At 41.5% G+C, this 13573-nt stretch carries 9 protein-coding genes and 1 riboswitch; of the genes, 2 read left to right on the top strand and 7 right to left on the bottom strand.

The genetic code is table 11. From position 1 onward, the window contains the following. The 4 genes from NST45_RS27905 to NST45_RS27890 all read right to left on the bottom strand — a co-directional run bounded on the left by NST45_RS27905 (position 1) and on the right by NST45_RS27890 (position 8722). On the bottom strand, positions 1-5814 hold the full coding sequence (locus NST45_RS27905; protein WP_339824304.1) for an NPCBM/NEW2 domain-containing protein: 5814 nt from the start codon (positions 5812-5814) through the stop codon (positions 1-3). A gap of 258 nt (positions 5815-6072) precedes the next feature. Next, a riboswitch (cyclic di-GMP riboswitch) is annotated at positions 6073-6159 on the bottom strand. A 157-nt stretch (positions 6160-6316) separates the two neighbouring features. Then, positions 6317-6883: a hypothetical protein gene (locus tag NST45_RS27900; protein ID WP_036682474.1), complete on the bottom strand. Its 567-nt coding sequence runs from the start codon at positions 6881-6883 to the stop codon at positions 6317-6319. Positions 6884-6999: 116 nt separating this feature from the next. Beyond that, positions 7000-7989, bottom strand: coding sequence for an EAL domain-containing protein (locus NST45_RS27895; RefSeq protein WP_305953800.1), 990 nt, complete (start codon positions 7987-7989; stop codon positions 7000-7002). Between the two features lie 49 nt (positions 7990-8038). After that, a complete protein-coding gene (locus NST45_RS27890) occupies positions 8039-8722 on the bottom strand; it encodes a Crp/Fnr family transcriptional regulator (RefSeq protein WP_076140610.1) in 684 nt (227 codons plus the stop codon). 135 nt (positions 8723-8857) lie between these two features. Between NST45_RS27890 and NST45_RS27885 the strand changes: the two genes are divergently transcribed. Next, positions 8858-9709, top strand: coding sequence for a leucine-rich repeat domain-containing protein (locus NST45_RS27885; protein WP_038573837.1), 852 nt, complete (start codon positions 8858-8860; stop codon positions 9707-9709). A 15-nt stretch (positions 9710-9724) separates the two neighbouring features. Here NST45_RS27885 and NST45_RS27880 read toward each other — a convergent pair whose 3' ends face one another. From NST45_RS27880 to NST45_RS27870, 3 genes are all read right to left on the bottom strand, one after another. Beyond that, positions 9725-10714, bottom strand: coding sequence for a sensor domain-containing diguanylate cyclase (locus tag NST45_RS27880; RefSeq protein ID WP_036682276.1), 990 nt, complete (start codon positions 10712-10714; stop codon positions 9725-9727). Between the two features lie 38 nt (positions 10715-10752). Further along, positions 10753-11547, bottom strand: a complete 795-nt coding sequence (locus tag NST45_RS27875) for an alpha/beta hydrolase (protein WP_036682278.1) — start codon at positions 11545-11547, stop codon at positions 10753-10755. 427 nt (positions 11548-11974) lie between these two features. After that, positions 11975-12736, bottom strand: coding sequence for an SDR family oxidoreductase (locus NST45_RS27870; protein ID WP_036682280.1), 762 nt, complete (start codon positions 12734-12736; stop codon positions 11975-11977). Between the two features lie 203 nt (positions 12737-12939). Between NST45_RS27870 and NST45_RS27865 the strand changes: the two genes are divergently transcribed. Next, positions 12940-13572, top strand: coding sequence for a TetR/AcrR family transcriptional regulator (locus NST45_RS27865; protein WP_235219469.1), 633 nt, complete (start codon positions 12940-12942; stop codon positions 13570-13572). Position 13573 lies beyond the last annotated feature (1 nt).

Genomic DNA, 13573 nt, shown 5'->3' with positions numbered 1-13573 from the left:
TTAATTATTATCAATAAAAGAAATGATTTGCACGAGATTACCTGCGACTTGGTAAGTTAACCCCAGCATGTAAGTTCCTTTCTCCTCGTTCGATAGGTCAATAGTGAACACATCCGGATTAGCAGCCCATTCCTTCATATCAAACACAATTTCTTTAGATGTTCTAGTGTTTCTTACCCCAGCGGAATTAGGGATCACTTTGCTGCCATCGAGCCCTTTCACCAGATTAGCTACTTCAACCACAGGTCCCTTAAATTCTCCTACCTCTACCACTTGTGGGTCGGCCAATAAGCTCGTTAGTTTAGTTAACCCTTGTAATGGGGAGAAATCTGTAATTTCATTTCCAGTAATATCAAGTGTCTCTAGGCTCTTTGCGTACTGCAAACCTTCCAAGGATCTGACTCTTCTGGTTTCGCTGGTTAACGTTGTAAGGCTATACATATCCCCTAGCGTTAGTTCTCCAGTTACGCCCAATGTAGTCTTGATCGAAGCACTTAAATACGGGTCCGCCACAGTAATCACTTGCGTAAGATCTATTTGGACCAAACCTTCGGTTGCTTGTTGCAACGCTGCTACAGCTTCGTCTACTTCACTTTGCGTAACAGAAGAGTTAACCAACACTGTCTCTGCTATCGAGAGGCTGGACGTAAATGCCGCGATGCTCTCAGGTGTGAAGCCTTCTAGAGAAATTGCTTTAGCCGCTGCAATCGCCTGTTCAAGATCTCTAGTGAATAAGTGATCTCCATTCGCGAAATGTAGTTTGGCTCCACCCCATGTAGCATGGTCAGATCCGTTGCCATTTCCCCCGTCTGTGACGACTAATTTCAGTTCTTTTGCTTCATTAATATCCAATTCGATGAATTTCTGCGGATCTCTCGAACCCATGACCCCACTATCGAATTTCTTCTCTCCATCGACAAACACCTCAAAGCTCACCGAACCAACAGAACCGTACATTTGTCTATCTACACCTACATAGGAAGTGAAATAGTCCACGTTTTTGTCGCTTAGATCGTATACAATCGTCGAGTTAGAGTGCGCTCCAATTCCTCTTTCATAGGACACTACCTGATTGTTCTCATCTGTTAATCTCAGCGTATTGGCACTAATAGATTTATCCTTCAAAGGTGCAGTATAGCTGTTCTGAGTAGAATTCCAGTCGTAATCCGTCAGGTACGTAAAGTCCGTCATGTCTACTACGGCTATCGTTCTAATCTTCGTGGTCGTATTTCCATCACTATCTGTTACTGTGTAAGTGATTGGATACTTTCCAGCCCGGTTGAAATTAACCTGCTCTAGGCCTGTGACCTTCACTTGAGCCGTCAAGTCACCGTCTTCCGAATCCATTGCCGAATAGCTTTCATTGATATCAATTGCTTGGCCCACTTTGGTTGAGACAGATTTAGGTATGGTAAACTCTGGTGTGTTGTTCAAGATCATAAACTTAGCATCAGCAAAATCACCATGATCTGAAGCATTTCCGTTACCTGCATTATCTAACACCAGCTTCAATTCACTTACACCCTTAACAGGTATCCGCGCAAGCTTGGCTTCTGTAACAAATTTCATCAGTCCGCTGTTATAAACCTCTGCCCCATCGGCAAAGATTTTGAAAATTACACTGGAGTTGCTCTGCTCAGGGATATTTCTATCAACCCCTACATACGTTTCAAAATATTCATAGTTTGCACCCGCCAGATTATACACGATTTCAGAGCTGGCATGGGTTCCTAAGCCCTTAGCGAACTCTTTGACCTCACCATTTACCAGCAGCTTAATCGGATTGTTAGAGCTAGCCTTATCTTTTCGAACCACATTATAATCCGTTTTTGCTGATTGCCAATCTATATCACTCAGGTATTTACTAGCGCTGTATACAACAATCTTTCTGGCCTGCACAGCGGAGTTCCCATCTGAGTCTGTGACTGAAAACTCGACGTTGTAAGTCCCTGTTTTGCTTGATGTGAACCCATTTGGGTTTACATCAACGGCTCCAATTAAGTTACCATCTTCCGTATCAAAAGCCGTAACATCGCTCAACACATCAAATTCGCTGTTCAGCTTAACGAAGGTTGTCTCTTCCGGCACTGTAATGATAGGTTTGCTTGAATTATTCGAGAACTTCGCATCGGCCCATACCGTATGGTCTGAAGCATTGCCATCCTTAGCATCTGTTGTAACCAGCTTCACCTCTCTTGCGCCAGTCACAGGGATTTTCACAAATTGATGTTCTGTTCCTGCCCGGAAAACATCACTCTCAAATTTCTGTTCTCCATCCACATACACTGCAAAAGTAGCCGAGGAAGGTTTCCCTTTCATGGCTTGATCAATCCCAATGTAGCTTTCAAAGAAGTCGTAACCCTTACCTTCAATATCGTAAACTACCTCAGAGTTGGCATGAACACCAATCCCTTTCGCGTACGTCGCAGCCAACCCTTGGCGAACAAGGGTTATGATTCCCCCGGAAACGGCTTTATCTTTCTTTAATTCACCCCAGCCTACAACGACTGACTTGGCATTGAGATCGGAAATATAGGCGTAGTCGCTCGTTACCGTAACCTGTGTGGTTTTCGTTTCCGTAACCCCTTCGCTTTTCACTTCATATACAATTTCGTAGTTGCCTTTTTGCGTTACATCAACGTTATTGGCTTTCAGAGAGACATCTGCAGTAATATCGTTTCCTAGATAGTTAGCCGCTTTTACATAGCTCATCGGATCAAAGGTTTGATTAAGCTTTAAAGTGAGCTGATCTTCAACAGACAAGGCTGGCTTAAAGGCTTTAACCTGTACGGGCTTCAGTGGGTTCAGCTTTTTGTCATAACCGACGATCTTGTACGTATAGTTGATACTCGCATCTACATTCTGATCCACAAATTGCTCAGTTCCTGTAAAACCAACTAACACATCATTTCTATACACTTCATATCCTAAAAAGTCTTGCTTAAGCTCTTTATCTATACTGAAACTTAACGTGTTCGTTCTAGCCGTGGTGTTAGGTGTGATATTAACCTTAATGGCCAGATTTTTATCCGCTATTCCAGTTCCCTCATAATTAATCACCGAGTTATTTAAATACCATAACTTTTGCGGTGCCGGATACTTGGCTACTTTCGCTTTTGTCTCAGGATTCACAGTGAAGCCATGTCTGGCAAAATAGCTGCTTAAATCTAATCCCAGTACTTCGGAGGAGAACTCCACCAAATACTGCTGCTTAGAATTGTCACCGTTGGTAAGGATGACCTTCCGCTCCCGATATAGCTTGGTCAGCTCTGTCCAGTATCCCGGATGTGCCAGCTCCAGCTGCCAATAGGCTCCGAGTTGTGCAAATAAGCCCTGCTGATTCATAACCACTTTGTTTTCTTCGAGGACATATTTATAGATATCTGATTCATACGGTATACGATTATCTATCGAATTCGCCGCGACAGACATAAACATAGACACCATATTATTAGTTACTTCGCCATATTCCCGTTCACCCATAGCCAAGCGATGCCCGATTTCGTGATTCAGTCCCCAGCCCGGATAAGCTTTGTTAAAATCACCTAACATGGTTCCTACTGTTCCAAGTTGGATCCCTGTATGATCTCCCGCTGCATACATCGCACCATAAGGCTGCATCAAGCGAATATTCTCACGAATTAGCTTGGCATCATGAATCTCGCTACTGCCATCCAGGCCATAGAAGGCAAAAATACTCTTCATCCAGGTGTCATACCCAGTTACGGTGTCCAGCGGGTTATTTCCTTGCGTAATATATTTGTTGTACGCCTCCGTCGCCGTTCCTGTGAAAATAACATGATCGCTGGCCAGTTCTACCACATCTATGAGTTTACGATCTTGAACATTTGGATGAGCCGCTTTATCTTCGTCTAGTCTTTGTTTGTATGTGATTAAGAAGGTTTTGAATTGTTCTGGATCCGTGGTCTTGGTCATAAAAGGAATCTTTTCTAAACCTTCGAAGCGGATCAATGGCGCTTTCCCTTGTTCCTCTGCTGTATAGGGATTTACGATATAAACGGTGCCGCCCTTAGTCACTTCATGTGCATAATAACTATTCATAGCAAATTCAGGAACGGTTATAATGTTCTTACCTGGACGCAATTGCACACCTCTAGCCCAAACATTCCAAGCGGCCTCTTGTTGAGAAAAGACTAAAGAAGGTAGCTTATCGTTAGAAGCTGCATCCACATAAACGTTGATCGTATCTCCAGGCATTGCAACGAGACCTGTAGGCTGGTTGTTCGTACCAAAACCAATTCTCAGGTTTTCCTGCGCATGCTTTTTCATATCTCCACGTTGTTCCGCCTCAATGATGGTGCCTTCGGTTTGAACTTCACCATTCACTAGCCTCTTAGCTAAATCCAAAGAATCTTTCAGGATTGGATAGAGCGGATGTACTTTTGCCGCTTCCTCCAATTCATTGATTTTTGCAACGTTATTATAAGCAGACACAACCGCACTCATCGTTCCATCTGTGAAAATACCATTTACAGCTTCGCTTACTTTATCTTCTGTATAAAATCTAAATTCAGCCGCAAAAGGTCTGTTAATATTAGCTTTTGTGAACTTAAATTTTAATCTTTTAAACTTCGTCGGTTCGAATTTAAATTCCAGAAAATCATTGGTACTAATCGCGGTTCCGCTAGATACAAGTTGGAAGGTCTCTCCTTTACTCGTCTCTGATGCATAGATTTCAAAAGCCTCTGGGAATCCTTTGCGGTTATCTCTAGCCAAAAAAGCCACTCTGTCCAGCACTTCCGCTTGCGCTAGTTCAAACACGACTTCATTCGTGAAGCTTGCATCATTGTTTTTGTTCGTTTCCCAATGCGTAGTGGGCTGGTCATCCAGCATATATTCAGGCTTCGTACCTGGGTAGCTTCCACCGTTCACCGTTACTTTTGATACGTTTGCATTTGGCATTCTATAAGCTTGGCTATAGGCATTTTCATAGGCTGTACCATACCCTTTTAGCTTCGAAACCTTGGCTGCCGTTGCGTCTACCTGATGGTTCTCCAAAAGGATCTTTGCATTCTCTATCTCTTCTTTAAACTGCGTATACAGTGGATGTGCCTGCACTTCATTCTCTAAAGCTGTTAATTTCTCTGTCGTATTAAAGGCAGCACTAACTTGGCTCAAGGTATCATCTGTAAATAAATTTTTCATTTTAGCAGAGACACTATCCTCTTTATAAAAAGAAAACTCAGCTGCACTCGCCCAATCCTGGTTTGCTTTTTTGTAGACAAATTTAAGTCTCTTAAAGGCCGTAGGTGCGAACTGAATCTCCACTACATCACCGGTTGAGCCTGTATATTCCCCAGAAGACACGAGTGTGAAATCGCCCGCATCTGTAGTGGAGCCATAGATATCAAATTCTTGAGCAAAGCCTTTACCCTTAGCACCGGATTGCCTAGCGGCATATACCATTCTATTTAATTCAGCGGACTCATTGAAAACAAACACAACCTCATTCGTAAACGTTGAACTATTCGGTTTGCCAGTCTCCCAATGCGTGCTCATATCCCCATCCATAGCCTTAGCTATAGGTGAGCCTGAGTAGTTGCCACCGTTATTTGTGATGGTTTTAATATTTGCTGGATTCATTCTAAAAACCTCATTATAGGCATTTAGAACATCCTTGCCGTACAGCTCAAACGGAATAACCGAAGCGTTGCTTAATAAGTTGACCTTACTTTGCGCGACTGTTTTTGTTACCTTTACCTTGCTTGCCTCACTTGCTAAAGCATAACCTGCCTCACTCGAAAAACTGGCCAACATGGCCGCCGATGTAGCGATCGCAATCATTTTCTTCATCTCTTCTTACCCCCAGATGTCATATGAATCTCTCCAGTGCCCAAAAATGGGCACAAAAAAAACTACCCCAAAAGAGTAGCTTGATTGCGTATAAAGTCGCCTAAAAATTAAGACTTAATTTTTATTAAACCTTAACAAGCATAAACGCCTTCGGCGTCCTTATAAGGACGGTAAGCGTTTAAGCGAGAAATATAAGATATTAAGTATAGGTGTATAACTTATACTTTCTTATATTTTAACAAAAAGCGTTACACACTCTTTGGCAGCTGGCTGACAATAGTTATGATAACCTTAGTCCCTATAGCTTTGCGTCCCTACATTTCCATAGGTTTGCCTATGAAGTTTCGAATACATTCAAAGAGTAACATAAGCCTAGATCTGATCGCATGATTAATTGGTATGAAATGAGTATAGGTAATTGCAATTAGTTTTTCTCATGTGATAGATATTATTTATCGACTATCCCGGAAGAGAATGGGATCCTTTAGGACTGGAGGTCTAATTAACTCCCCGATCCGAACAAACGCCGGAACCAATTCCACACATCGCCCGTGATGGGAATTAATCCGAAACCATGTTCGCCAACTGCGATTACACCATATGCCCATTGTCCGATAGCTATGGCACCCCCAGCGATCCTGCCTATCGCTATCGCACCAAACGCCGTATCCCCTATGGCGATGGCCCCCAACGCTTTTTCCGCGATTGCGATCGCTCCTACAGCCACTCCTGCAATCGCAATCGCTCCCACTGCGAAGCCAAGCCAGCTAAGTGCTATTGCTCCAATCGCTAACCACATTCCCAGTGATATTGCTCCTAAGGAAAGTACGCCCACGCTTATCGCACCTATGGAAATCAATCCGACAGCTACATCTCCAATAGCGATTAAACCAACGGCTGTCTTTACACGGGGTTTACTTCCATGACCATACTTTTGACCTGAGTATCGCCCTAAATTACTACGAATACTGATGACCGGAAATGAGGGAGAAGGCCATTGATAATCAATTTCTCGTCCATCAAAGCCCCTAGAATCCGCCCAGCGCGTTACAAATTGATGCCATTTCATATCCATCCCGTCCCCCTTTTCAAATTACCTAAATTATACAACCCCGGGGGTTGGCTGTACTCAGACTCTGACCTGAAATTCTTCTCATCCTCTGGACCGATATATACTCATTAGGATTACTGTTTGGGAATAGGATCAGGCTTTCCAAATAAATATCCCTGAAACAACTGATAACCACTCTGCTTAAGCCATTCAAAGTCCTCTCTAAACTCCACACCTTCTGCTAAAGGAACAGATTGGATTTCTAAAGCCTTTTCTAAAAATTGTTTAGCTATTTTCTGTTTGTTCGGATCACTGGACACGCCTTGAACATATTTCATATCTAACTTCATGTAATGAGGTTTAAGCTCCAATAACATCTCGATTGTGCTGAAGCCTTCCCCAACATCATCTAAAGCGTATTCAAATCCCCGATCCTTGTAATATGTCAAAATAGCTTTCAAATGAGCGAGATCATCCACTTTCTCCGTTTCAACAACTTCAAAGACAAAAAGAGAGGGATCGACACCTAATTGATTAGCCAATTCAACCGTTGATCTTAAGCAGAACTCTGGAGCGTAAATTGATGTAGGGATAAAATTAATAAACGTTTTTTTATTTAAGGGTGCAGCATATTTTACAGCGGTCATTCTACATAACCTGTCTAAAGCATATAAACGCCCACGATTCCGTGCCGCCGCAAAAATCTCATTAGGATAGATAAGGGATCCGTCTTCTTTTTTAAATCTGGATAGGAGCTCGTATGCAAAAATCTCTTCCCTTACGTTCACAATCGGTTGGAAGTAACAAGTAACAAGACCCTTAGTGATAACCTCATCAATCCACTTCATATCCATTACAGTAGACATCTCGGATAGAGGTCTCCATGCTTGGTCATCTATACGAAATTCAATTTTCCCGGACTCCATATGATCGTTACAGAAATCTAGAAGATCTCGCGCTTCAGCTTCCTTAATCGTAATCACATTTTCTTCTACCTTATGTATCGTATTACTTCTACTCAAGTGATGAATAACCTCAGGTAAAACCCTAAGATTAAGCTCACCATGAGCCTTGATTTGAAAATTCAGCTCTCTTACTACACAATGATTACAAGCCATATTCATAACCCCTTTAATAATCGATTCTCTGAAAAAGATCCCGGAACGGCTCTTCTCAATCGAAATCCGTATACTCCAGTAAATATGTCGCGTCTAACACGGTGATCTGCTGATGTTGAATCTCAATAATCTTTTGCTCTTGCAGATCTTTAAGCACAAGGGTAGCCGTCTCCCTTAACGTTCCGATCATATCCGCGAACTGCTGATGGGTCAATCGAAGATCAATCCTCTGTTTGCCTTGCTCCTCTACTCCAAATCTTTGGTATAGTCTTCTCAGCGTAAATATCGCACGCGCTCTCGCATCATGAAATTTCATTTCATGTAATAACCGATTCGATAAAAATAAACGGTCCATTTGCAGCAGCATCAATTGCTCCTTAATCAACGGGTAATCGGCAAGCATCTGCTTAAAAAGCTCATGTTTAATCTCAAATAATACAGTATCATTCATAGCCACCGCAGACAGCACTCTTATATTGGAGGGATGGATCACTTCCAGGTCGCCAAAGAAATCGCCTTTTCCAAAAAGATCTACGGTATGCTCTTTCCCTTTCGTGGTAGCGTACACCCTTATAATCCCCGAATAGATAATGTAGGCATAATCCCCCGGATCTGATTCTGCAAACACCAGGGTCCCCTTAGAATATGCCTTATAAGTGAATAATCCTGAGACCGCCTCGATCTTCTCCGAGGGTAAACCTTGAAAAAAGCGAGTGCCAGTCCAAAAAGAAGCTTCCATCTCATTATTCCTTTCTAACACATTCCATAGTTTTGTATGCCAACATACTGATAATAAATCATCATCCTGTTATATTCTATCGTAACGTTGTCACATAGGCTTGATGCCAATACAAATTACAAAGGAGATCCATTCATGAAATATAATTTTGACGGAAAAGGACTTATTGAAACGCCAGATGTCGTGTTTGAGAGCAATCCGCTACTAGAACTGAGCATGTACAACAATCATATTAAAGAGATTCCCGATCAGCTCTTCCTTCATGACGAATTAGAGGTACTTAATTATGCGGGCAATGAAATCGAACAGTTATCCGAGAACATCGGTCGCTTAGTTCACCTAAGAATGCTGGATTTAGGCCATAATCGGCTGAAGGTGTTGCCGGAGAGCATTGGCGGATTGCAGGGGTTGGATTCTTTTCTATACCTAAGCAATAATCAGTTCGAACAGCTGCCGGAGCAGCTCTGTATTCTCCAGAAACTTAAGTATCTGAACGTAACAGATAATCATCTCAAGCAATTGCCTGCCCGTATAGGCGAAATGAGCAGTCTGATTGAATTGCGGCTTTATTATAATCAGCTAGAATGTTTACCTGATTCGATCACACAAATAAAAGGGCTAAGAGAGATCCATCTCTATGGTAATCAACTGGTCATGTTACCAGAACATTTGGGTGCTATAGAAGAACTTCGGATACTTGATTTAAGTGATAATCGAATCACTAAGCTGCCTTCATCTATCGGTAATTTAAGCAAGTTAAGAAGACTGAACCTTAGAAAAAATAAACTTAATCAGCTTCCTGAGGAAATAGGTCAATTAAGCAGCCTTGTTGAGCTTGATTTAAGAGATAATAATCTGCAAGAAATCCCGGATTCGATTCTACAACTTGGACGATTAGAGAAACTGGATTTAAGATGGAATCACAGCTTAAGAAGAACAGAATTATTAGAGCAATTAGAGCAAAGAGGATGTATCGTTTATAAATAACAAAAAAGCCTCCGATTAAAGAAGCTTTTCACTCAAATCCATAATATGCGTAACGCGATTTCTCCCCTGTTCTTTCGAAGCGTAAAGCGCATGGTCAGCTTTTTCCAGAAGAGTGATGTCTGTATCGGTTGCTTCAAAAGTAGCTATGCCGACGCTTACCGTAACCCTGCCAATCTCCCAAGTGGAGCTGGCAATGAATTGCCGCAAATTGTCCGCTATAGCCTTGGCATCCGATGAATCTATATTAGGCAGCAGAAGGATAAACTCCTCACCACCATACCTAGCTACGATATCTTCTTTACGAGATTGGGATTTCAGGATACTCGCCAATTTCTCCAGGACATAATCACCCATCTGATGACCGTAGGTATCATTCACATTTTTAAAGTGATCAATATCTAAAATACATAATGAAAAAGGCGCCTGATCACGGTGATACGCTGCAATCTGCTCTTCCAGCTTTTCTTGCAGGAACCTTCTATTCTTTAATCCAGTAAGCTTGTCTGTAGTAGATAGCTCTACTAAAACGGCATTCATCTCCAGCAATTCAGCTTGCTTTTGCTCGATTTCAAGGTGGATTTGTTTGAGCTTTGCCAGTGCCTGATCTTTTTCCCAATAGGCCTCTTCTATTTGCTTCTTCGCAGATCGTAACTCTAGCTCATAATCAATACGTTTGCCCATCTGTACGAGAATACAATCAATGACCTCTACACCTTCACACTCGAGGCGTCTACCATTTAACAAGTAAGGGACGGCTTGTCCCTTGCTGTCCTTCAAATTGATAAATAGCTCTTCTACATGTCCATTCAGATTGATAAAAGGATAGAAGTATGAATGAAAAATAAGCTTGTTCGCCGTAGACATGATAGATTCAAAATGTTTATTTACCAAATCAACCTGCTGATATCCCATCCCATCCAAAAAGGTTTGATTCACATTGAGGATCATTCCTTCATGGGTAATGGAAACATATCCGCACGGCGCATATTTTAACCGGTCATCCATTGTCTAAATATCCTTTCAACACCATAATCTTCTCCATCTCACCTAAGATACTCATTAATCAAAGTAATGGTCTCCTGTGGATGGCTAATATGCGGATAATGGCCCTTGGCCTCCATTAACCGGAACGTACTATTATTCAAGTGTCTATGTAAATATTCTCCTACTTCTATAGGAACGATACTATCATCCGAGCATTGCAATATGAGTGTAGGCACTGTCGCTTTAGGCAGATCTTCTCTATGATCCGAAAAAAATGTAACTTCCGCAAATTCTCTAGCGATAATAGGGTCGGCCGAAATAAAACTTCGTTCCAGCTGTTTAGTCAACATTGGGTCAGGGTTATTCATCGCAAGTGGAGCCATAAAGCTAGCCCAGCCCGCGAAATTCATCTCCATCATATCCAGAAGCTCAGTAATATCACTTTTTTCAAAGCCCCCGAAATAAGCATCTCCCTCATTTAAATAACGTGGGGAAGGTCCGATCATAATCATTTTATCAAAATAATCCGGCCGCTCGATTGAAGCAAGCAAACCGATCATAGAGCTAATAGAATGGCCTATAAAAATAATATCCTTGAGTTCAAATGTTTCGATGACATCTAGTACATCCTGTACATAACCATGGAGAGTATGATATTTATCCGATGTATATGCGCTTAAATCTGAATGGCCTGAGCCTACATAATCAAATAGAACGATTCGATACTTTTTCTCAAATGATGGCGTAATAAACTGCCACATGCTTTGATCACACCCAAATCCATGCGCAAAAAGGATAGTTTTTTCTCCTGCTCCAATGACTTTTACATGATTCCGCACCATAACATCGTTCATTTCATATAACTCCTCTATAGTTAGCATTCTCTCTATTTTGCAGGGTTCCCCTGGAAATATCAAGCGTATAAAAAACTCCGCTAGATTAATCTCTAGCGGAGTTTTATGTAACATCCCGTTTGGGTCATCATTTGGCATAATGGTAGCGTGCTGGGGCACTCCTTCGTTTAATCCGATAACATTTTGCCCGAAAAAATTGGTTGGCGGACCCAGCAGACCTTAAATGCGCCATTATTCCATATTTGAATTGCTATCGGACTCCACTGCAGCTATTGGCGCGAAAACACCAAATATGGGCCGATTTATATGAAATAGCGTCTCTGGAGTCCGAATCCCTTCTCAAAAGACTGAAAATTTGCGAATAACGTCATCTGGGTCCCTAAGACTCCGTGGATAAATTGTTGAGGCAGAGGTAGACAACCAACATTTAGAATGCAGAAGTCCAACCCGCATCAGCAGCGATGATAGCTCCGTTCACAAAACTGGAATCATCCGAAGCCAGGAATAACGCAACTTGTGCGATTTCTTCAGGTGTACCTACACGAGGGATCACAGCCTGTGTTAATTGTGTACGGCTCACGCCGAATTCATTTATATTTTTCATTGAAGCACTGATGTTTGTGGCAGTAGCTCCCGGTGCGATAGCATTACAACGAATCCCTTTGTTGGCATACATAAAAGCTGTATTTTTCGTCAAGCCTACTACAGCATGTTTAGAGGCAGTATAAGTTGCTCCCGCATGGGCACCACTTACGCCACCTGTAGAAGCGGTATTAACGATAACCCCTTTTCCTTTTTCCAGAAAAATAGGCATTGCTTTACGAGTGGACCGCATTACACTTTTGGTATTGATATCAAAGATAAGATCCCATTTCTCGTCGCTAATGTCGCCAACTGGCTCAAACCCATCCATAATACCGGCGTTATTAACAAGAATATCTAGTGTTCCGTATTCTTTTACTGCGGTATCAATCATGCTATCGATATCTTCAACTAGGGCAACATTTACTTTCAGTGCCTTAGCTACTCCACCATTACTGTTGATCCCTGCAGCTACTTGTTCTGCACCTTCGAGATTAAGATCGGCTACAATCACTTTCGCCCCTTCTTTAGCGTACAACTCTGCGATAGATTTCCCCATACCTGATGCCGCCCCGGTAACCACTGCAACTCTGTCTTGAAGTTTCATGTTGGAAGTCTCCTTTACGTTTATCTATAATGTAAATATCAATATATAAAATCTCTTTAACGCTTAAAATTTATACTACTCAAGTTTAATCCTCTAAAATTTAACTATCAATATACAAATGGGACACCAAATGTTCATAAATATATATAATGCAGGATTCTGTTCAAATAGGATTAGAAAATAGACAGTTAGGTGGTCTTCTGTTGCTTAAAAATAATCGGAGAACTAGCAAATCGCGTAAAGAGCTTAAAAACGCATTGATATTAATCATGGAAAAAAAGAATTTCCGCACCATTACGATAACCGATATCGTTACCCTTGCCGATTTAAACCGCGGAACCTTCTATAAACATTATCAAACCAAAGAAGAACTTCTGAATGAGCTAATTGATGATGTGTTGGAGGATTTAATTAAGGCTTATAAAGAACCCTATCTTCATACCGATAAATTTATAGTTAGTGAGCTGACCACCTCGAGCATCAAGATTTTTGAACATGTGGTCTCTTACTCTAATTTTTATACCATCATTATAAATTCCAATGTTCTGCCAGGGTTCCAAAATAGGATTTGCGACCTCTTAAAGGAGCTCACCAAGCGGGACTTAGTCGCAGTTAATAACACTAATACCAATGTTAATATCGAATTGTTTTCCAGTTATACCGCCTATGCTCTATTTGGATTAATCATAGAATGGGTAAAAGGCGGATTTAAATATACAGCTAACCATATGGCAGAGCAGCTGATTGAGATTCTGTCTTTTAATTCACATAATGTGATCATCAATACTTCAAATCAACCGATTAAACAGAATTCCATCCCTGTTAACGGCGACTGAT

It is taken from the genome of Paenibacillus sp. FSL R7-0163 (assembly GCF_037969975.1).
GTDB lineage: Bacteria > Bacillota > Bacilli > Paenibacillales > Paenibacillaceae > Paenibacillus_AQ > Paenibacillus_AQ odorifer.
The sequence above is the reverse complement of the archived record's forward strand: the minus strand, read 5'-3'. Positions and strand labels throughout refer to the sequence as shown.